Source organism: Nesterenkonia sp. AY15, assembly GCF_022565855.1.
Taxonomy (GTDB): domain Bacteria; phylum Actinomycetota; class Actinomycetes; order Actinomycetales; family Micrococcaceae; genus Nesterenkonia.
The window spans coordinates 200,200-220,860 of record NZ_JAJOYV010000001.1; the positions used below are offsets into that span (position 1 = coordinate 200,200).

Consider the following 20,661-nt stretch of genomic DNA (forward strand, 5'->3'; position numbering starts at 1 on the left):
ATTGCGCGCCGGCACTCTCCGACGCTTCACCCTAGGGGCACCACCTATGACCACACGCCTGCTCTCCACCCTCGCCATCTCTGCCGCTGCGGCCCTGACGCTGGCCTCCTGCGGCGGAGGCGACGAGGCGCAGGAGGACGGTGCACCGGCCGAGGAGTCGGCCGCGGGACTCACCCTCGAAGAGGTGCAGGAGACCGGGGTGCTCACCGTGGGCACCGAGGGGACCTACCGTCCTTTCAGCTTCCATGAGGGCGGCGCCGGAGAGCTGACCGGCTACGACGTCGAGATCGTCACCGCCGTCGCCGAGGAGCTCGGCGTGGAGGCGGACTTCGAGGAGACCCAGTGGGACGCGATGTTCGCCGGCTTGGAGTCCGAGCGCTTCGACGTGATCGCCAACCAGGTCTCGATCACCGAGGAGCGCGAGGAGAGCTACCTGTTCTCCGCGCCCTACACCGTGTCCAACGGCGTGATCGTCACCCTGGCGGAGAACGAGGAGATCTCCAGCTTCGAGGATCTCGACGGCGCCACGACTGCGCAGTCGCTGACCTCCAACTGGAACGACCTGGCCACCGAATCCGGCGCGAACGTCGAGGCCGTGGAGGGCTGGGCACAGTCGGTGACCCTGCTCGAGCAGGGACGCGTCGACGCGACCATCAACGACAAGCTCACCTACCTGGACTACCAGGAGACCGAGGGCAACGAGAACATCAAGATCGCCGCCGAGACCGAGGATCAGTCGCAGGCGGCACTGACCTTCCGGCAGGGCAGCGAATCCCTGGTCGAGGCAGTGGACGAGGCGCTGGCAGCCTTGGCCGAGGACGGCACGCTCACCGAGATCTCCGAGAAGTACTTCGGCGCCGACGTCACCGAATGATCGGTGACGCGCTGCGCCCGTGGGCGGCTCGGAACTGATGGAACTGATGGACATCAACTGGGAATTGGCGATCGACTCGTTCTGGCCGCTGCTGCGCGGGGGCCTGACCGGGACCATCCCGCTGACCCTTGCCAGCTTCACCGTCGGGCTCGCGCTCGCCCTGGTGCTCGCGCTGATGCGGATCAGTGGGAATCGGCTGCTTTCGGGGATCGCGAGGGCCTACATCTCGGTGATCCGCGGCACCCCGCTGCTGGTGCAGCTGTTCGTGATCTTCTTCGGCCTGCCCTCGATCGGGGTCACCATCGACCCCTGGCCCAGCGCGGTGATCGCGTTCTCGATGAACGTCGGCGGATACGCCGCCGAGGTCATCCGCGCGGCGATCCTCTCGGTGCCCAAGGGTCAGTGGGAGGCCGGGTACACGATCGGGATGTCCCGCAACCAGGCGCTGCGCCGGCTGATCCTGCCGCAGGCGGCCCGGGTCTCGGTGCCGCCGCTCTCGAACACCTTCATCTCCCTGGTCAAGGACACCTCACTGGCCTCGCTGATCCTGGTCACCGAGATGTTCCGGCAGGCCCAGCAGGTGGCCGCCTTCAGCCAGGAGTTCATGCTGCTCTACGTGGAGGCCGCAATGATCTACTGGGTCTTCTGCCTCGTGCTCTCCACCGTGCAGGACCGCCTGGAGCGCAGATTGGATCGCTATGTCGCCCACTGACCCCGCACAGAGGGACCCGCTGCTCCGCGTCTCCGGACTGAACAAGTCCTTCGGTGAGAACGAGGTGCTGCGCTCCATCGACCTGCAGGTGCAGCCCGGTCAGGTGCTCGCCCTCGTCGGGCCCTCCGGCTCCGGCAAGACCACCGTGCTGCGCTGCCTCAACGGCCTGGAGAAGCCCGACGCCGGCACCGTGGAATTCTCCGGCGGCCCGGCGGTGACCTTCACCGCGAAGACCACCCGCCGAGAGAAGGAGTCGCTGCGGACCCGCTCGGCGATGGTCTTCCAGGGCTACAACCTCTTCCCGCACAGGACCGTGCTGCAGAACGTCACCGAGGGCCCGATCCAGGTCCAGAAGCGCCCCAAGGCCGAGGCCATCGCGGAGGCCGAGCGGCTGCTGGCCCGGGTCGGTCTCGCCGAGAAGCGCGATGACTATCCGCACCAGCTCTCCGGTGGACAGCAGCAGCGGGTGGGCATCGTCCGGGCACTGGCCCAGCAGCCCGCGCTGCTGCTCTTCGACGAGCCCACCTCTGCGCTGGATCCCGAACTTGTGGGCGACGTGCTCACCGTGATCAAGGAGCTCGCCGAGGAGGGCTGGACCATGGTCCTGGTGACCCACGAGCTCGCCTTCGCCCGCGAGGTGGCCGACACGGTCGTCTTCATGGACGGCGGAGTCGTCGTCGAGCAGGGCCCCGCCGAGGACGTGCTGCGCGCGCCGACGCAGGAGCGCACCCGGCGGTTCGTGCACCGGCTGCTCAACCCGTTCTGAGCCGCGCGGGAACGGAGCTGGGCCGCCCTGGCCTGGTCCGAGCCGCCCCTGCCCCGAGCCGCCCCTGACCGGTCATCAGGCCCGGGCGCTGACCGAGGTCGTCGCGCTGTGGGCCGAGGCGCTGCGGATGGCCAACGGCGCGCAGCGCTTCAACGTCTACGCCGACCCCGCAGGACACCCGTGCTGTCTCTGCCGGCACTGACGCTCAGCTGAATCCGCGGTCCCGGGAACAGCCTCTGTTCGAGCGTCCGCTGCTGTGACAGGCTGAGCCCATGAGCGTCATCGAGAACTCCACCCTGGCCATCGTCGGAGCGGGAAGCGTCGGCACATCCACCGCCTATGCGGCCATGATCCGCGGCTCCGCACGGCATGTGCGCCTCTATGACATCGACGCCGCCCGGGTCGAAGCAGAGGTCCTCGACCTTGCCCACGGCAGCCAGTTCACCGGCGCCACGGACATCGACGGCGGCGCGGACCTCAGGCACGTGGAGGGCGCCGACGTCGTCGTCATCACGGCCGGGGCCAAACAGCACCCCGGACAGACCAGACTCGACCTGGCCGGCACCAATGTGGACATCCTGCGCAGCATGCTCCCGAAGCTGCTGGAGCGCGCTCCGGATGCGGTGTATCTGCTGGTCACCAATCCCTGCGACGTGCTGACCGTGGCCGCCCAGCAGATCACCGGGCTGCCCAGCAGTCGGGTGTTCTCCTCCGGGACCGTGCTGGACACCGCGCGACTGCGCTGGAAGCTGGCCCAGCGCGCCGGTGTCGCGCAGTCCAGCGTGCACGCCCACATCGTGGGGGAGCACGGCGACACCGAGTTCCCGCTCTGGTCCGCGGCCAGCATCGGGGTGACCCCGCTGCTGGACTGGGAGCGTGACGGGCTGCGGGTCTTCGACACCGAGGAGCTCGAGACCCTCTCCGATGAGGTGCGCAACGCCGCCTACAAGGTGATCGCCGGCAAGGGCGCCACGAACTACGCGATCGGGCTCTCCGCGGCACGGATCGTGGAGGCGGTGCTCAACGATGAGAACGCGATCCTTCCGGTCAGCAGCGTCCTCGACGGATTCCTCGACATCAGCGGGGTGGCGCTGTCCATCCCGACCGTGGTCTCCGCCAGCGGTGTGCAGCCGGTGACGACCACCCCCTTCGCGGCGAACGAGGCCCAGGCGCTGCGTGACTCCGCGCAGGCGCTGGCCCAGGTGCAGGCCTCGCTGGGGATCTGACCCGAGACGAAGAGACCACCCTGGCATCCGCCAGGGTGGTCTCTTCGTCTCGGCCGGCGCTGGTCTGCTCCAGCGGCCGTGCTCTACTTCTCCTGGCGGACCGCTTCGGTGGCCTCACCCAGGGTGGCGAAGCGCGAGGGGATGACCGCGCTCCATGCCTCGCGCAGCTCCTCCAGGCCCAGCGTGAAGCTGTCGCCCGCATAGGGTCCGGCGACCTCGAGGTCCCCGGAGCTCGCATCCACCACGCCGATGCGCAGCGCCGCGAAGCCCCGCGCCGTGGTCATATCGGTGAAGCGCAGCTCCTCCGACCGGGGCAGCGCGACCAGGGCGCGGGCCTGGGACTCGCTGAAGAGCGCGGTGAACGGGTCCACGCCGTCGCGCTCGCAGATCCCGTCCACGGCCACCCGGGCGCCCACGCCGAAGCGCAGGCCCATCTCGGCCAGTCCGGCGGCGAGCCCGCCCTCGGAGAGGTCGTGGGCGGCGTCGATCATGCCGTCGCGGGAAGCGTTGATCAGGATCTCGCCGAGCATCTTCTCCGCGCCAAGGTCCACCTTCGGCGGCAGCCCGCCCAGGTGGTCGCGTCCGCGGGCGAACTCGGAGCCGTCGAGCTCATCGTGGGTGGTCCCGAGCAGGTAGATCGCCTGGCCGTCGGCCCAGCGCTCGAAGCCCGAGGGGGTGCGCCGGCTGACGTCGTCGAACTTGCCCAGCACGCCCACCACCGGGGTGGGGTGGATGGCCCGGCCGGCGGTCTGGTTATACAGCGAGACGTTTCCCCCGGTGACCGGCACGCCGAGCTCCTGGCAGCCGTCGGCGAGGCCGCGCACGGCCTCGGCGAACTGCCACATGACCTCCGGGTCCTCCGGGGAGCCGAAGTTCAGGCAGTCCGAGACCGCCATCGGGATGGCCCCGGTGGTGGCCACGTTGCGGTAGGACTCGGCCAGCGCCAGCTGCGCCCCGGTGTAGGGGTCCAGATAGGTGTAGCGCGCGTTGGCGTCCGTGGAGAGGGCGACGCCGAGCCCGGTCTCCTCGTCCACCCGGATCACACCGGAGTCATCGGGCTGGGAGAGCGCGGTGTTGCCGCCGACGAAGCGGTCGTACTGATCGGTGATCCAGGAGACGTCCGCCATGTTCGGGCTGGTCATCAGGTCCACGACGGCGCCGCCGAGCTCCTGCGCGGTCTGCGGCAGGTTCTCGCCTGCGGCTGATGAGCGGAAGGTGTCGGCCTGCAGGGCGTCCTGCCAGTCCGGTCGGTGGTAGGGCCGCTCGTAGACCGGGCCGTCATGGGCGACGGTGCGCGGGTCGACGTCGACGATGGTCTCGCCGTCCCATTCGATGATCAGCCGGCCGGTGTCGGTGACCTCGCCCAGCCAGGAGTATTCGACCTCCCACTTGGCCATGACGCGCTCGAACTCGGCTGCGTTGGCCGGGGTGACCACTGCCATCATGCGTTCCTGGGACTCTGACATCAGGATCTCTCCCGGGGTCAGCGAGGGATCGCGCAGCAGCACGTCGGTGAGCTCCACGTGCATGCCGCCCTCGCCGTTGGAGGCGAGCTCGGAGGTGGCGCAGGAGATGCCGGCGGCACCGAGGTCCTGGATGCCCTCGACCAGTTCGGCGTGGAAGAGCTCGAGGCAGCACTCGATGAGCACCTTCTCGGCGAAGGGGTCACCGACCTGCACCGCGGGACGCTTGGAGGGCTTGGAGTCGTCGAAGGACTCCGAGGCCAGCACCGAGGCTCCGCCGATCCCGTCGCCGCCGGTGCGGGCACCGAAGAGGACCACCCTGTTGCCCACGCCCGAGGCGTTGGCCAGGCGGAGGTCCTCATGGCGCATCACGCCCACGGCCAGCGCGTTGACCAGCGGGTTGTCCTGGTAGACGGAGTCGAAGACGACTTCGCCGCCGATGTTGGGCAGGCCCAGGGAGTTGCCGTAGCCGCCGATGCCGGAGACCACGCCGGGCAGCACCCGCAAGGTGTCAGGGTGATCGATGTCGCCGAAGCGCAGCGGATCCATCACCGCCACCGGGCGGGCGCCCATGGAGATGATGTCGCGCACGATTCCGCCCACACCGGTGGCAGCGCCCTGGTAGGGCTCCACGAAGCTGGGGTGGTTGTGCGACTCGATCTTGAAGGTGACGGCCCAGCCGTCGCCGAGGTCGGTGACGCCGGCGTTCTCGCCGATGCCGACCATCAGGTCCTTCTTCATCTCCTCGGTGACCTTTTCGCCGAACTGGCGCAGGTGGACCTTGGAGGACTTGTACGAGCAGTGCTCGGACCACATCACCGAGTACATGGCCAGCTCGGCCGCCGTCGGCCGCCGCCCCAGGATCTCGACGATCCGGTCATACTCGTCGGACTTCAGGCCGAGCTCGGCCCAGGGCAGGTCGGTGTCGGGGGTGGTGGAGGCGTGCTCCACGGTGTCGATGTTGAATTCTTTGTCTGTCACAGTCGGCTCGCTCACTGGGCACCTCCGGCAAGAGATGCGATCACGGAGGTGAAGATGGTCAGTCCGTCGGTGCCGCTGCGCATCCCGGTGGCGTCATCGGGACCGTAGCCGGCTTCCACGGCGTGCTCGGGGTGCGGCATCAGGCCCACCACGTTGTGAGTCTCGTTGGTCACGCCGGCGATGCGGTTGCGTGAACCGTTGGGGTTCTCGCCCACGTAGCGGAAGACCACGCGGCCCTCGGCCTCGAGCGCCTCCAGGGTGGCCGGGTCGGCGAGGTACTGGCCGTCCTGGTTCTTCAGCGGGATCGCGATGAGCTCCTCGGGGGTGAACTGTGAGGTCCACGGGGTGGAGGTGTTCTCCACACGCAGCACCTGGTCACGGCAGAGGAACTTCAGGTGATCGTTCTTCACCATCGAACCCGGCAGCAGGTGGGATTCGGTGAGCATCTGGAATCCGTTGCAGATGCCCAGCACCGGGAGTCGGGAGCCTGAGCTGGCGGTGGCTGCCTCGATGATCTTGTTCATCATCGGGGCGAAGCGGGCGATGGCGCCGGCGCGCAGGTAGTCCCCGTAGGAGAAGCCGCCGGGGAGCACGATGGCGTCCACATTCTGCAGCGACTCATCGGCGTGCCAGAGCGGGACGGCGGTGCCGCCGCCGAGGCGGACGGCGCGCGCGGCGTCGCGGTCATCGAGGGTGCCGGGGAAGGTGACGACGCCGATGCGCGCCCCGCTCAGCGGGTTCGCGGCGGGGGCCGCATGGAAGTCCCCGATCAGAGGAGTCTCCGTGCTCATGCAGCGCCCTCATCATCGACGCGCACGCTGATGACGTCTTCGATCACGGGGTTCGAGAGCATCTCTGCCGCGGCGGTTCGGGCGCTCTCCAAGACCTGCTCGGTGACAACACCCTCGAAGGTGAGCTCGAAGCGCTTGCCCTGGCGTACGCCGGAGAAGTCGGTGAATCCCAGGTGCGGCAGCGCGGAGGCGATGACCTTGCCCTGGGGATCGAGAATCTCTGGCTTGGGCATGACCTCGACGATGATGCGCGGCATAGGGTCTCCTGTGCGATGGTGCGAGTGGATGAGCCCGCGGGACCGCTACGAGGTGCCGTCTCACGCACCGCGCGGGTCCAGATCAGCACGGCTGGGGACGACGGCGGCACGCTCCGCGAGCTTGCCGGATCAGTCTACCGGGTGCCCGCGCCAGGGATGACGGGTGAGCCTGATGAGATGCTGGAGCGATGACCGAGAACGCATCCGCCCAGCCCGGCGCCGAGCAGCCGGACACCGACCAGCCCGGCGCCGGCCCGTCGGACACCGAGCAGCGGCATGGCGACCCGCGCTGTCCCTGCGGATCCGGCGACGCCTACACCGCCTGCTGCGAGCGCTTCCACCTGGGCGCACCGGCTCCGACGGCGGAAGCATTGATGCGGTCCCGCTTCAGCGCGAACGCGCTGCTTCACCGCGATCCAGGACGCTTCGGCGGCTATCTGCACCGCACCTGGGCCGCCGAGACCCGGCCCGCGCTGAGCGACCTCACCGCGCCAGGCCCGGACTGGACCCGGTTGAGCATCCTGGGCACGACGGCGGGCGGCCCGTTCCACGACACCGGGACGGTGGAGTTCGTGGCCACCTACCTGGACCACGATCATCAGGGCGCCGGGGGGAGGCTGCGCGAGCTGAGCCGGTTCCGCCGCGAGTCCGGCCAGTGGCTCTACGTCGACGGTGACGTGAGCTGAACCCCTGACGTGCATCCGCGGGAGCGTCTACAGTGGGCGAACGTCAAGAGATCCAGCGGGCAGAGGACCGTGGCATGGCAGCGACACGAGTGGCAGTGCTGGGAGCCTCAGGGCTGGCCGGATCGCTGGTGATGCGGCGTCTGCCGAGCCGTGGGGTGGAGACCGTGGGCGTCAGCCGGCATCTCGGTGTAGACATCGGCGATCTTGCAGCGCTGCGGCGCGCGCTGGTGGGGGCTGAGGTCGTCGTGGACTGTCTGAATCACCAGAGCTTCACGGCGCGGGCCGCGGCAGGGTTCTTCGAGCCCGCTGCGCGGAACGTGGTGGCCGCCCTGGAGGGGACGCGGGCCCGCGTCGTCTGCCTCTCGATCGTCAATGCGGGCGACCCTCGCGTCAACCGCTGGCTCGGGTATTACCGCGGCAAGGCAGCCCAGGAGAGGGTCTACCGCGGAAGCGGGCTTCCGCTGAGCATCGTGGGCACGACCCAGTGGTTCGAACTGGCCGAACAGCTCCTGAGACAGACGCGGCTGGCGGGCACGGCGTTCGTCCCCGGCCTGCTCTCGCGTCCGATCGCGGTCGCAGAGGCCGCGGAACAGCTGGTGGAGCAGGCCCTGACCCAGCAGCCTGCCGAGGTCACCGAGGTCTGCGGTCCAGAGCAGGTCGACATGGCGGAGCTGGCCAGGGCGATCAACGAGCAGGATCATGTGGCCCGCCGGGTGGTGCGGATCCCGCTGGGAGGGACCGCGCTGGGCAGCGGGGCGCTGATCCCGCCCTCACCCACGGTCATCACCACCACGACGGCCGAGCAGTGGCTCTCGCAGAGGTGAGCCGTCCTGCCGCCGGGGGCTCAGCGGTGGGGAGCCAGTCACCCGGCGGGTGGAACAAAACCGCAGCCGCTCACGTTATGCCAGGCGAAATCTTACAGTTTTTGAAGAATCGGTCCACCGCTGGCCGAGGGACGGGATCACCATGACGCAGACGCCACTGACCATCGGAGTGCTCGGTGCTGGCCGGGTCGGCACCGCCGTCGCCCGTCAGGCCGTGCGGGCCGGTCATGCCGTGAAGATCGCGACCGCCAAGCCCGCTGCAGACATCGCGCTGCTCACCGAGGTGATCGTCCCCGGCGCCGCCGCCGTGGACCGCGAGCAGCTGAGCGGCGCCGACATCATCGTGCTGGCCGTGCCGCTGCACAAGTACCGCAGCATCGACACCTCGGTGCTGCGAGACCAGGTGGTGATCGACACCATGAACTACTGGGCGCCGGTGGACGGCTTCATGGACGAGTTCGAGAACGGCACCAGCACCAGCGAGGTCGTCGCGGAGTTCCTCGGCGGTGCGCGGGTCGTCAAGACGCTGAACCACATCGGCTACGGCGATCTGGAGATCGATTCCTACCCGGCCGGGGACCCGCAGCGCCGGGCGCTCGCCGTCGCCGCCGATGACACCGCAGCCAAGGCCCTGGTCCAGGACTTCGTGGACTCCCTCGGCTACGACGCCGTGGACGCGGGACCGCTCGCGGCCGGCAGGGCCTTCGAGAACGGCACCGAGATCTTCAACGGCCGCCACGACGCCGCGCGGATGCAGGAGCTGCTCAGCGAATGCAGCCGGGTGCTCGCCAACGCCTGAGGCAGGCTGCTCAGCGGTCTGATCAGGCGTTATTGCATCCGCCTGATCAGACCGGAACAGGTCAGACCGGATCCACAGGGTCAGCCAGGCGGCTCAATCTCCTCCAGCACCGCGAGCAGCTTCCCACGCAGCACCTGGGACTCCTCCGCGAAGCCCTTCTGCGCCCGGGCGTAGGCCGATCGCCCCGCGGGAGTCTCGATCGGCACCGGCTCGTAGCCCCAGTCGCTCAAGTCGTAGGGGGAGGCGCGCATATCCAGCCGGCGGATCCGTGAGGCCAGATCGAAGCACTCGAGGAGCAGGTCGCTGCTGACCGCGGGAATGAGCTTATAGGCCCATTTATAGAGGTCCATATTGGCGTGCAGGCAGCCCGGCTGCTCCATCCGGGTCTGCGATTCCCGGGTCGGCTCGAGCGCATTGAGCGGCCGCGCCGAGGGCGTGTAGAAGCGGTAGGCGTCGAAATGGGTGCACCGGATGTTCGCGGCCTCCACCACCTCGTCGGTGCCGGCGGCGCCGAGCCGCAGCGGGACCTGGTCGTGGCGCTGGCCATGTTCCACCGACCTATACACCATGGCCCACTCGTGCAGCCCGAAGCATCCCAGCTGGGCCGGCGCGGCCGCCGTCGTGCTCAACAGGCGCCGCGCGAAACCGATCATGGAGGCCCGATCTGTGCGGAAGCCCTCGACGTCGAGGGTCACCCCGGCGGGAGTGCTGCGGTAGTGCTTCCATTCGGTCCGCTCAGTCTCCGGCGAGTCCTCGAGCGCGAATCCCGCACCCGGGTGCCAGCGGGAGAGCTTGCCGGGGGAGTGGGAGTAGTAGGTGAAGAGGAAGTCCTCCACCGGGTGCTTGGTGCCGGCATGACGGCGTGCCAGGAAGTCCTCGGTGAGGCGGTTGACCACGGCCTGGTGGGCGGCAGCTCGCTGGCGGTGCTCCTGTTCAGGAATCACGGTCAGACCGTGTGTTGCCCCGAGCGGAGCTGGTGTTTCGGTTACCATCGGGTATATCACTCGTACCAAGTGCGCAGGCGGCAGGGAACCCGTAAAGGGTACACCTGCCGCCTGTGTGCTGGTGGCGCCGATATCGGGGGCAGACCCCGCTCAGCCCAGCTCTCGGCGCATGATCCAGCGCGGCCGGTGTCCGCTGTGTGCGGTGGTGGGCCCGGCGACCTCGAACCCGTGGGCCTGGAAGAGCTCCGTGGTGCCGACATAGCCGCTGATCACATCGACCCGCGTGCCCTCTTCGAGCTCCATCGGATACCCCTCGAGAACTGCAGCCCCGTGAGCGGCGGCGTGCCCCACGGCACCGTCGAGGAGATTATGCATCAGCCCGCGCCGTCGGAATCCGGCGCGGACCACGAAGCAGACCACCGACCAGGGGTCTCGGTCGTCGAGGAACGGGATCGTCCGCGAGTTCATCAGCCGCCGGTAGGTGCTGCGCGGCGCCACCGAGCACCATCCGGCCGGGGTGTCATCCACGAACGCGATGACTCCCGGGCCGGGCTCGGTGCGGCAGAGCTCCTCCATGAAGGCCGGCCGGTCCGGACCCGAGATCCGGGAGTCCCGGTAGGACATGCACCAGCACCCCAGACCGCCGGGCTTCCTCACCCCGACGACCTCACCGAAGTCATCGAAGCGCCCGACGGCGGGGCGCACCACGGTGCCCATGGTCGGGCTCAGCGGCCGGTGCCGGCGTAGACCGTCGCCTCTTCGTCGGAGTCCAGGCCGAAGGCGGTGTGGATCGCCGCCACCGCACGGTCCAGCAGCTCGACGTCGGTGATCACCGAGACGCGGATCTCGGAGGTGGAGATCAGGCCGATGTTGATCCCGGCGTCGCGCAGGGCGGTGAAGAACCGGGCCGAGACGCCGGGGTGGTTGCGCATCCCGCCGCCGATCAGCGAGACCTTGCCGACCTGGGGCACGAAGTCCAGGGACTCGAAGCCGATGATGGCCTTGTGCGCGTTGAGCATCTCCTGGGCGCGCTCGCCGTCCTCACCGGGGAGGGTGAAGGAGATGTTGGTGGTCTTGGTCGCCATGGAGACGTCCTGGACGATCATGTCGATGTTGATCGCGCCCTCGGCGATGAGGTTGAAGATCTCCGCCGCCTTGCCCGGGACGTCCGGGACGCCGGTGATGGTGAGTTTTCCTTCGGATGCGTCGTGAGAGACGCCGGAGATGATCGGCTGTTCCAAGGGTTCGCCTTCCTGAATCTTGACGGTGTCTTTGGGGTCGGGGATGACCCAGGTGCCTTCGAGCTGGCTGAACGAGGAGCGGACGTGGAGCTTCACGCCGAACCGGCGGGCGTACTCCACCGAGCGCAGATGCAGCACCTTGGTGCCGGCGGCCGCCATCTCCAGCATCTCGTCGCTGGAGATCTCATCGATCTTCCGGGCGGTCTTGACCACGCGCGGATCTGCGGTGAAGACCCCGTCGACGTCGGTGTAGATCTCGCAGGCGTCGGCCTTCAGCGCGGCCGCCAGGGCGACGGCGGTGGTGTCGGAGCCGCCGCGTCCCATCGTGGTGATGTCTCGGGACTCCCGGCTCATCCCCTGGAACCCTGCGACGATGCCGACGTGGCCGGCGTCGAGGGATTCCTGCACGCGCAGCGGGGAGACCTCGATGATGCGGGCCTTGCCGTGGATGGCGTCGGTGATCATGCCGGCCTGGGAGCCGGTGAAGGACTGGGCGGACTCGCCCAGCTCGTGGATCGCCATCGCCAGCAGCGCCATGGACATGCGCTCACCGGAGGAGAGCAGGATGTCCATCTCGCGGGACGGCGGTGACGAGGTGAGCTGGCCTGCGAGGTCGAGCAGGTCATCGGTGGTGTCACCCATCGCGGACACGACCACCACGACCTGGTGCCCGGCGCGCTTGGTCTCGACGATCCGCTTCGCCACTCGTTTGATGCTTTCGGCGTCTGCAACGGATGATCCGCCGTACTTCTGAACGATCAGGCTCATGACAGGTTGTCTCACTCCTGGGGATGTTTGGGAAGGTAGGTCAATTCTAAATCTGATCAGGCGTCGCCGAGCACAGCGCTGAGGAACTGCTGGGTGCGCTGGTGGCTGGGGTCCGAGAAGATCTTCTCCGGCGCCCCCTCTTCGATGACGCGGCCGCCGTCGAACATCATCACCTTATGGGAGACGTCGCGGGCGAAGCTCATCTCATGCGTCACGATCAGCATGGTCACATTGGTGGTGTCCGCGACGTTGCGCAGGATGTTGAGCACGTCCCCGACGACCTCGGGGTCCAGTGCGGAGGTGACCTCGTCGAGCAGCAGGATCTCCGGGTCCATGGCCAGCGCCCGGGCGATGGCGACGCGCTGCTGCTGTCCACCCGAGAGGCTCAGCGGGTGCTGGTCGGCCTTGTCGGGCAGGCCGACCTGTTCCAGCAGCGAATGTGCCTTCGCGGTGGCCTCGGCCTTGGACTGGCCCAGCACGTAGATGGGCGCCTCGATGATGTTCTCCAGCACGGTCATGTTGGGGAACAGGTTGAACTGCTGGAACACCATCCCGATCCGGGTGCGCAGCTTCTTCTGCTCCTTGGAGGAGACGGCGACGCGCTTGCCGTCCTTCTCCCGGTGGGTCAGCGGCTCGCCGTCGACGAAGATGTACCCGCCCGTGAGCTCCTCGAGTGTCATCACCAGGCGCAGGATGGTGGTCTTTCCCGAACCGGAGGGACCGATCAGGGTCACCCGTTCTCCGCGCCGGACCGAGAAGTTCAGGTCTTTGAGCACGATGTTGTCCCCGAAGCTCTTCTGAACATCGACGAACTCGATGACCGGGACCTCGGGGTCAGTTGGCGTAGGCAAGTCGCTTCTCCAGACGGTTGATCAGCAGTGCAGTGGGGTAGCTGGCGGCGAGGAAGATCAGGCCGGCGATGGTGATCGCCTCGGTGTAGCGGAAGGTCTGGGCGCCGATGGTCTGCGCGACCCGGACCATCTCGGCCACCGAGATCACGAAGAGGAACGGAGTGTCCTTGAACATCGAGATCGCGTAGTTGCCCAGCGAGGGGATGGTGGAGCGCAGCGCCTGCGGGATGACCACGCGGCGCCATGTCCGCCCGGCGCTCATCGAGAGCGCCTTGGTGGCCTCCCACTGACCCTTCGGCACCGAATCGATGCCGGCCCGGTAGACCTCCGACATGTAGGTCGCGTAGTGGATGCCGAACACGATGAAGCCTATGGTCAGCGGATCCATCCAGGTGAAGCCGTAGTAGAGGACCAGCAGCTGGACCACCAGCGGGGTCATCCGGATGAAGTTGGCCGCCCAGCGCAGGACGAAGGCGAGCGGGCGGGGGAGCACGCGCAGCAGGATGGCGATGACCAGGCCCAGAAGCGCCGCGATCACCGTGCCCACCACGGTCACCAGGAGGGTGACCTCGATGAATGCGCGCAGGATCGCCGGAAAGATCTCGATGGCGAAGTCCCAGTTCCAGACGTTGCCGGTGGCCCCTGTGGCGGGGGCCGGGTCTGCGGTGAATGGCATGACGGGGATCATGAGGCACCTCCCGGCTGGATGCCGGAGGTGGGCACCTTGGGTGCGGGAGAGAGGATCTCCCGCATGCTGAGCCCCTGGCCGAGTCGATGCTTGGCGCGAATCTCAAGCAGCCGCATCCCCTGGGTGAGCGCCAGTGCGAAGGCGAAGTATCCGATGAGACCGACGAAGGCGTAGGAGAACCAGGCGCTGGTCACGCGGCGCAGCTGATCCAGCTCGAAGTTGAAGTCATTGAGGCCGACGATGTAGACGATGGCCGAACCTTTCAGCAGGTGCACCAGCAGGTTGGCCAGTGAAGGGATCATCAGCGCCCAGGCCTGCGGGAAGATGACCCGGCGGATCTTATGGGTCCAGGACATGGAGAGCGCCACGGTGGCCTCCCACTGCCCGCTCGCCACGGAGGTCATCGAGGCGCGGACCGCTTCGGCGCCGTAGGCGCCGTAGTTCACGCCGAGCGCGATCACACCGACGGTGAAGGGGCTCTCCAGGGTCAGCCCGAAGAGGGGCAGCACGTAGTACACCCAGAACAGCTGCACCAGCAGCGAGGTGCCGCGGAAGAACTCGATGATGATGCGGGCGGGGGTGCGCAGCCACCATTTGGGGCTGCCGCCCATCAGGCCGAGGATCACGGCGATGACGAAGGCAAGGGCTGCACCGAGAAGGGTGAGCTGCACGGTGAGCAGGAATCCATCCCAGAGTCGGGGCCCGAAGTTCTGCAGCGACTCGAAGTTCTGCTGCTGTTGTTCTAACCAGTCCACGGTAGGAGGTGGTTCCTCTCTGCTGGAGGTCGTGTCACCGAAGTGGTGTCACCGAAGCGGTGGTCGGCCCTGTGGCCGGGCCGACCACCGTGGGGTGTATGAGACTCTCAGCTCAGTCTTCGATGTCCTGGAGTGCTTCCAGGTCGCCTTCGCAGAGTGCCTCGGCGGTCAGGTCGGCGGGCGGGATCTCTGCCTCGGTGAAGCCGTATTCGCCGATGATCTCCAGCAGCTCGCCGCTCTCCTTGAGCTCTGCGAGGTGCTCGTTGTATTCCTCGAGAAGCTCCGAGCCCTGTGGGAAGACGGTGGAGCCGGCGCCGTACTGCATGACGCCGTCCATGTCGTGGACGAAGCCCTCGGTGACCTCGACGCCGTCCATCTCACCGGCCATCTCGCTCAGCGAGATCGCGGTCAGGGCGAACACGTCCGCGCGACCACCGGTGACCATGTCCACGCCGTCGTCCGCGGTGCCCACGCCTTCAGCGTCGATGCCCAGGGCGTCGACGTAGCCGGCTTCGACGCCGGAGGACAGGGTGGCCAGCGTGATGTCCTCGCCGGATTCAATCGCCTCGGCGACGTCGTTGAGATCTTCCACGCCGTAGGGGTTGCCCTCTTCCACCAGCAGTGCGGTGGTGTACATGATCTCGGGCTCGGCGAAGGCAGCCTCTTCACAACGCTCGGGAAGAATGGACATGCCCGCGGAGACGGCCTCGTAGCGATCCGCGTTGAGGCCCGGTATGAGGCTGTCCCAGTCGGTGACCTCGGCCTCGATCGTGTAGCCCATCTCGCCGAAGATCTCCTCGGCCAGGGCGATCGTCGCGCCTTCGGGCTCCGCGTCGTCATTGAGATACGAATAGGGCTCTTCGCCGGCGATGGCGACGGTGATGACGTCCTCGCCGCCGCCTTCGGCTTCGCCGTTCTCGGCCTCATCATCGCCGCCCCCACAGGCGGTCAGAACCAGCAGTGCGGCGGCGCTCACGGCGCCTGCGCGGACTGCCATGGAAGTCTTGTTCCTCATCAGTGCTTACCTCATCCTCTGGTGTGCGTCTGGTGCGAGTCAGTCCGGCACCATGCTGCAAAACAGCACAGAACCGCCCTGTCCCAATACGCTAGACCGGTAAAGAGGATTTGGAAACTGATTTCTTGCCAGACGACAACGCTCGGCGGCTTCCAGCGGACCGTGGAATGGTCGGAAGAATCCCTCACGGTGATCCGCTGATGACCCGCGCTTCCCAGACGTGACTAGGACAACAGGGCAGACGAAAACGAACGGAAATACGACGGCGAAGAAACCTGGGTATTACCTGATCACGCTTGCATAACTATCTGGATACGGGGTGTCGGACCCAGGTCAGGACATCACGGTGCGGCCTTCGAAGGCCCGCCCGAGGGTGACGTCATCGGCGTATTCCAGGTCTCCGCCAACCGGAAGCCCCGAGGCCAGACGGGTGAGCTTGATGCCGATGGAGCCGAGCATCCGGTAGAGATACGTGGCGGTCGCCTCGCCTTCGAGGTTCGGGTCGGTGGCCACGATGACCTCGGTGATGGTGTCGTCGGAGAGCCTGCTGAGCAGCTCGCGGATGTGCAGCTGGTCGGGGCCGATCCCGGCGATCGGATTGATGGAGCCGCCCAGCACGTGATACTTCCCGCGGAAGGACCGGGTGCGTTCGATCGCCATGACGTCCTTGGACTCTTCGACCACGCAGAGCAGGCTGGGATCGCGTCGGCTGTCCTGGCAGATCCGGCAGGTGGTCTCCTCGGAGACGTTGAAGCAGATCGCGCAGAACTTGACCTTCTCCTTGACCGTGGTGATCGCATCGGCCAGGCGCTTCATGTCCTCGCCGTCGGCCTCGAGGATGTGGAAGGCCACGCGTTGCGCCGACTTCGGACCGATGCCGGGAAGTCGCCCGAGTTCGTCGATCAGATCTTGGACTGCGCCTTCATACACGGTGTGGACGAGCCTTCCTTCAGGGGTGGAGATTCAGTCTAACCGGGCTCACTCGTTGAGTCGGCGTTCCTCCAACAGGGTGGCTCCCAGGTGCTTCTCGAAGGCCTTGCGTCCGAAGACGCCGGAGTGCTCCAGCGGGACATCATCCTCACTGGCCACATCCTCCGGCTCAGCCTGAGCCCACGACGGCGGCGCGCTCTGGTCGTAGTCGCTCGGCGGGCCTGAGTCCCAGGCCGGGTCCGGGGGTGGAGCCGGCTGTGAGGGGTGGTCAGCAGGGGGTTCGGACGGCGGAGCCGACGGTGATCCGCCCCCGCCGCGCTGGGCCAGCCGACGGCGGATCTCCGCCGCGCGACTGGGCGCACCCCCGCCGGGCGGGCCGGCGGTGCTCCCTGCGGCGGTGTGCTGCGCTGGCGCGCTGTCCTGTGCTGCTGCGCTGTCCTGCGGATCGGCGCGCGAAGAGACTGTGCCAGGGGAGGCGTCCCCCGCTGCGAGCACGTCAGCCGGGGCGCTCCAGCGTGGGCCGGTTCCCGCGCGGCGGGCGAAGGCCGGGACCGGTGACTTCTCGGCGAGGGGCCGATAGGCGTCTCCGGCGTCGGGCTTCAGCGCCGACGCGTCGCTGCTCAGGTGCGCAGCCGCTTCGGGGGAGACCGCGGAAGACGCAGCTGCGCGGGAGTCGGCCGCGGCCGATTCCTCGGGATCGTTGGAATCGGGGTCGGTCGGGTCAAGATCGGCCGCATCGGGGTCGCTGGACCCGGCGGCTGTGTTGAGATCGGCGGAGGCGTTGGATTCGGCGGGGTGCTCAGAGGGCTGGTCTGCCGGCTGTTCCGGCGGGGCCTCGGCGAACCCGGGGTCGTAGGGCTCGGGCGGCTCCTCCTGGACCCAGGCAGGGGTGTCATCCCCAGGCTGGGCCTCTTGTGGAGCGGCCGCCGGGCTCAGCCGGCGGTCAGCTTTTGGGCCCCCACCACCGCCTGCCGAGGATGTGCCTCCGGTGACGAGCTTGAAGCGGACCTTCATGCCCAGCACGTCTTCGATCGCGGCGTTCATCGCCTGCTCGCCGTTGCGGTTGGCGAACGTGGTCCGTGCGCCCTCATTGGCGAAATCGAGGCTCAGGGCCTGCCCGTCGAAGCCGCCGACGCTCACATTGCCCTTGACCAGCATCCACAGCATGCGCGACTGGGACTTCAGCGAATCCACGATGTCGGGCCACGCCCGGCGCATCATCTCGTCCGTGGACCCTCCCGCAGCTGATGCGGGCGGCGACGCCGCAGCAGGTTCGCCAGCACCCGAGGGGGTCGGTGTCGCGGCCGGCGAGGCCGCAGGCTGGCGATCATGCGGCTGAGATGCTTCTGGCCGAGGCACTTCCGGCTGAGGCGTGTCCGACTGACGCGTGTCTCCGGCAGGCGGGCCCGCCTGCCGCCCGGGGGGTGCGGCTGCGGGGCGAGGATCGGAGGCCGCTGCGCTCTGCGCGGGGGCGGTCCACTTCGGATCGGCCGGGGCCTGGGGCTCAGCACGATCTTTCGACCTTGAGCCGGCTTCCGGCGCTGAGCTTGCGTCCGGCGTCGAGCTGGCTGCGGTCGAGCTGGCGCTGCCGCTCTGACGCGGGGCGTCGCCGGCGTCGTCACCGGCTGTGTCCACCTCGGCGTCGGGCGTCACGCCGGCTCCGGCGGCGAAGTCGAGCCGACGTTCGACGCGTTCGAGCCGTGCGGCTACCGAGGCGTGGCCCTGCTCGGCATGGGGCAGCAGCAGTCGAGCCATCAGCAGTTCGAGGTGCAGCCGCGGGGAGGTGGCGCCGACCATGTCGGTGAGCGCCTGGGCGCTGATGTCGGCCGCCCGGGAGAGTTCCGCGGAGCCGAGCTGGCCGGCCTGGGTCTGCATCGAACGGATCTGGTCCTCGGGGACCCCGCGCAGGATCGCGCCGGGGTTCTCCGGCACCGACTTCACCACGATCAGATCGCGCAGCCGTTCCAGCAGGTCCTCGACGAATCGTCGGGGGTCCTGTCCGGACTGGACGACTCGATCCACCACCGAGAAGGCGGTGGCACCGTCGAGCGCCGCCACGGACTGCACGACCTCGTCGAGCATGGTGGCGTGGGTGAAGCCCAGCAGCGCCGTCGCCCGGTCATAGTCCAGGGTGCGCTCGGCGGAACCGGCGATCAGCTGGTCCAGCACGGAGAGGGTGTCGCGCACCGAGCCGCCGCCGGCGCGGATCACCAGGGGCAGCACGCCGGGGGCGACGGTGACACCTTCCTGGTCGCAGAGCCGGTGCAGGTACTCCATCAGCGGCTCGGGCGGGACCAGTCGGAACGGGTAGTGGTGGGTGCGCGAGCGGATGGTCCCGATGACCTTGTCCGGCTCGGTGGTCGCGAAGATGAACTTGATGTGCTCCGGGGGCTCTTCGACGATCTTCAGCAGCGCATTGAAGCCCGCGGCGGTGACCATATGGGCCTCATCGATGATGAAGATCTTGTAGCGGTCGCGCACCGGTGCGAAGGTCGCGCGTTCGCGCAGATCACGGGCGTCATCGACGCCGCCATGGCTGGCGGCGTCGATCTCGATGACGTCCAGGGAGCCAGAGCCGCCCGTGGCGAGGTCCAGACAGGAGTCGCAGGTCCCGCAGGGGGTCCCGGTCGGGCCCTGTGCACAGTTCAGGCAGCGGGCCAGGATGCGGGCGGAGGTGGTCTTGCCACAGCCGCGCGGACCGGAGAAGAGGTAGGCGTGGGAGACCGCGTCCTTGCCCAGGGCCGTCATCAATGGTTCGGTGACGTGCTCCTGCCCGATCACCTCGGCGAAGGAGTCGGGACGATAGCGGCGATACAGGGCGGTGCTCACAGTGTGAAACCTTATCTGCTTGCTAGGACATGCGCATGCGGTCGGAGTCCTGATCTGAGCCGAGGTCCGGCACGCCGCCCCCAGCGCGCCCCGCGCCAGCGTCGGGATCGCGCTTCCGAGCGGCGAGGCGGGCGGTCACTCGCTGATTGCCCGGGACGATGTAGAGCCAGCTGGTCCATGGCCGCAGCCACACCACGACCAGGCTCAGCAGCAGCCCGCCCACCGTGCTGATCGCGACATGGAGCACCGGATCCACGCCGACCTCGCTGAGTCCGCGGTGGATCAGGATGATGATCGGGAAGTGACAGACGTAGACCACGATGGAGTTGCGTCCGACCCATTGCAGAAAGCTGTTGACCGTGCCGGCGGGTATTCGCGGCGCCACCCATAGGATGACCGCGATGCCGATCACGGCGGTGGGGGCCGCATAGAGGCTGCCCGCCCGGAACTCCCGGCTCTCCAGCCCGTGATGGGCCAGCAGGGCCATCACCACGCCGAGCGCCGCGATCAGCAGCCATGGTGCGGTGGCCCAGCGCTGCAGGATCCGCGCGCAGGCCGCACCGAGGAAGAAGAAGGCCCCGTAATAGAGCGTGCGGGTGACCAGCGAGTTGTCCACCTCGGTGAAATGCCGGGTGACGACCATGACCACGAACACGACGACGGCCAGTCCACTCAGCAGCTGCGGCCGGGACACCAGCGGCTTGAGCAGCATCCCGAAGATGTAGCAGAGCGTCAGCGCCATCAGGAACCAGAGATAGTCACCCGTCAGCCAGTACTGCAGCCTGCCGGGCCCGCCGCGGTAGATCAGCACGCCGAATCCGACCAGCCAGATCATCAGCGGCCAGATGATGCCGGCGAACTTCCCCCAGAGGTAGGCGGCTGAGGATTTTGTCAGCGAGCGCGGCAGCAGGGTTCCAGAGAGGAACATCAGCAGCGGCATCCGGAACGGCTCGAGGTAGAGGTTCAGCTGGATCCACTGATCCACGCCGAGCCCGTTGGCCCGAGGAATGTCGGATCCGTGGAGCACCACCACCAGCAGCACGGCGACGCCGCGCAGCAGATCCATCCACCGCATGCGAGGGGAGGTGTCAGTCAGTGGCTGGGACATGGTCCTGGGAACGGATCTCTCGTGAGGGGCCGGGTGCTGCATCGCCGCACCCTGGCGCGAGGAGACGGTGATTTCACTGTAACGGACGACGTTCGCACTGATCACCCCACTGACCAACCGTTCGGTCATTAATTCTGGTACATTAGCGCTCAT

Annotated in this window: 20 protein-coding genes; 7 read left to right on the top strand and 13 right to left on the bottom strand. The window is 67.8% G+C overall.

Features of this window, described 5'->3' with window-relative positions:
* The first annotated feature begins 46 nt into the window (after positions 1-46).
* The 4 genes from LSI54_RS00915 (at position 47) to LSI54_RS00930 (ending at position 3,578) form a co-directional block, all read left to right on the top strand.
* Positions 47-874, top strand: a complete 828-nt coding sequence (locus LSI54_RS00915) for an amino acid ABC transporter substrate-binding protein (RefSeq protein ID WP_241470226.1) — start codon at positions 47-49, stop codon at positions 872-874.
* Positions 875-920: 46 nt separating this feature from the next.
* Positions 921-1,586 carry an amino acid ABC transporter permease gene (locus tag LSI54_RS00920; protein WP_241464419.1) on the top strand — a complete coding sequence of 222 codons (666 nt, stop codon included), beginning with the start codon at positions 921-923 and terminating at the stop codon, positions 1,584-1,586.
* Positions 1,573-2,352, top strand: coding sequence for an amino acid ABC transporter ATP-binding protein (locus tag LSI54_RS00925; protein ID WP_274617463.1), 780 nt, complete (start codon positions 1,573-1,575; stop codon positions 2,350-2,352). The genes LSI54_RS00920 and LSI54_RS00925 overlap by 14 nt, the downstream gene beginning before the upstream one ends.
* A gap of 272 nt (positions 2,353-2,624) precedes the next feature.
* A complete protein-coding gene (locus tag LSI54_RS00930) occupies positions 2,625-3,578 on the top strand; it encodes an L-lactate dehydrogenase (RefSeq protein ID WP_241470225.1) in 954 nt (317 codons plus the stop codon).
* Positions 3,579-3,661: 83 nt separating this feature from the next.
* Here the strand turns inward: LSI54_RS00930 and purL are convergent, their stop codons facing one another.
* The 3 genes from purL to purS are packed head-to-tail and all read right to left on the bottom strand — an operon-like array spanning position 3,662 to position 7,070.
* On the bottom strand, positions 3,662-6,022 hold the full coding sequence (gene purL / locus LSI54_RS00935) for a phosphoribosylformylglycinamidine synthase subunit PurL (protein WP_241477548.1): 2,361 nt from the start codon (positions 6,020-6,022) through the stop codon (positions 3,662-3,664).
* 11 nt (positions 6,023-6,033) lie between these two features.
* On the bottom strand, positions 6,034-6,813 hold the full coding sequence (purQ, locus tag LSI54_RS00940) for a phosphoribosylformylglycinamidine synthase subunit PurQ (RefSeq protein WP_241470223.1): 780 nt from the start codon (positions 6,811-6,813) through the stop codon (positions 6,034-6,036).
* The gene (gene purS / locus LSI54_RS00945; protein ID WP_241477549.1) at positions 6,810-7,070 is read right to left on the bottom strand and encodes a phosphoribosylformylglycinamidine synthase subunit PurS; all 261 of its coding nucleotides are present in this window, start codon (positions 7,068-7,070) and stop codon (positions 6,810-6,812) included. The genes purQ and purS overlap by 4 nt, the downstream gene beginning before the upstream one ends.
* Before the next feature lie 188 nt (positions 7,071-7,258).
* Between purS and LSI54_RS00950 the strand changes: the two genes are divergently transcribed.
* From LSI54_RS00950 to LSI54_RS00960, 3 genes are all read left to right on the top strand, one after another.
* Positions 7,259-7,756 carry a YchJ family protein gene (locus LSI54_RS00950; protein ID WP_241477550.1) on the top strand — a complete coding sequence of 166 codons (498 nt, stop codon included), beginning with the start codon at positions 7,259-7,261 and terminating at the stop codon, positions 7,754-7,756.
* Between the two features lie 74 nt (positions 7,757-7,830).
* Positions 7,831-8,580 carry an SDR family oxidoreductase gene (locus LSI54_RS00955; RefSeq protein WP_241477551.1) on the top strand — a complete coding sequence of 250 codons (750 nt, stop codon included), beginning with the start codon at positions 7,831-7,833 and terminating at the stop codon, positions 8,578-8,580.
* A gap of 142 nt (positions 8,581-8,722) precedes the next feature.
* Positions 8,723-9,379: an NADPH-dependent F420 reductase gene (locus LSI54_RS00960; RefSeq protein WP_241463742.1), complete on the top strand. Its 657-nt coding sequence runs from the start codon at positions 8,723-8,725 to the stop codon at positions 9,377-9,379.
* Between the two features lie 80 nt (positions 9,380-9,459).
* Here the strand turns inward: LSI54_RS00960 and LSI54_RS00965 are convergent, their stop codons facing one another.
* The 10 genes from LSI54_RS00965 to LSI54_RS01010 all read right to left on the bottom strand — a co-directional run bounded on the left by LSI54_RS00965 (position 9,460) and on the right by LSI54_RS01010 (position 20,466).
* Positions 9,460-10,323 (bottom strand): 3-methyladenine DNA glycosylase, encoded by an 864-nt coding sequence (locus LSI54_RS00965; RefSeq protein ID WP_241475743.1) that lies wholly within the window; start codon positions 10,321-10,323, stop codon positions 9,460-9,462.
* A gap of 150 nt (positions 10,324-10,473) precedes the next feature.
* On the bottom strand, positions 10,474-11,040 hold the full coding sequence (locus LSI54_RS00970) for a GNAT family N-acetyltransferase (RefSeq protein WP_241477552.1): 567 nt from the start codon (positions 11,038-11,040) through the stop codon (positions 10,474-10,476).
* Between the two features lie 8 nt (positions 11,041-11,048).
* Complete coding sequence (locus LSI54_RS00975) at positions 11,049-12,332, bottom strand: aspartate kinase (protein ID WP_241470218.1); 1,284 nt, start codon at positions 12,330-12,332, stop codon at positions 11,049-11,051.
* A 56-nt stretch (positions 12,333-12,388) separates the two neighbouring features.
* Entirely contained in the window at positions 12,389-13,183 is a 795-nt protein-coding gene (locus tag LSI54_RS00980) for an amino acid ABC transporter ATP-binding protein (RefSeq protein ID WP_241463747.1), read from the bottom strand.
* Entirely contained in the window at positions 13,167-13,859 is a 693-nt protein-coding gene (gene ehuD / locus LSI54_RS00985; RefSeq protein ID WP_241470217.1) for an ectoine/hydroxyectoine ABC transporter permease subunit EhuD, read from the bottom strand. The genes LSI54_RS00980 and ehuD overlap by 17 nt, the downstream gene beginning before the upstream one ends.
* 8 nt (positions 13,860-13,867) lie before the next feature.
* Positions 13,868-14,626, bottom strand: coding sequence for an amino acid ABC transporter permease (locus LSI54_RS00990; protein ID WP_241463749.1), 759 nt, complete (start codon positions 14,624-14,626; stop codon positions 13,868-13,870).
* Positions 14,627-14,738: 112 nt separating this feature from the next.
* Positions 14,739-15,641, bottom strand: a complete 903-nt coding sequence (locus LSI54_RS00995; protein WP_241477553.1) for a transporter substrate-binding domain-containing protein — start codon at positions 15,639-15,641, stop codon at positions 14,739-14,741.
* Between the two features lie 333 nt (positions 15,642-15,974).
* Complete coding sequence (recR, locus tag LSI54_RS01000; RefSeq protein WP_241470215.1) at positions 15,975-16,571, bottom strand: recombination mediator RecR; 597 nt, start codon at positions 16,569-16,571, stop codon at positions 15,975-15,977.
* A 48-nt stretch (positions 16,572-16,619) separates the two neighbouring features.
* Complete coding sequence (locus LSI54_RS01005; RefSeq protein WP_241477554.1) at positions 16,620-19,400, bottom strand: DNA polymerase III subunit gamma and tau; 2,781 nt, start codon at positions 19,398-19,400, stop codon at positions 16,620-16,622.
* 22 nt (positions 19,401-19,422) lie between these two features.
* On the bottom strand, positions 19,423-20,466 hold the full coding sequence (locus LSI54_RS01010; RefSeq protein WP_241477555.1) for an acyltransferase family protein: 1,044 nt from the start codon (positions 20,464-20,466) through the stop codon (positions 19,423-19,425).
* Positions 20,467-20,661: the final 195 nt, after the last annotated feature.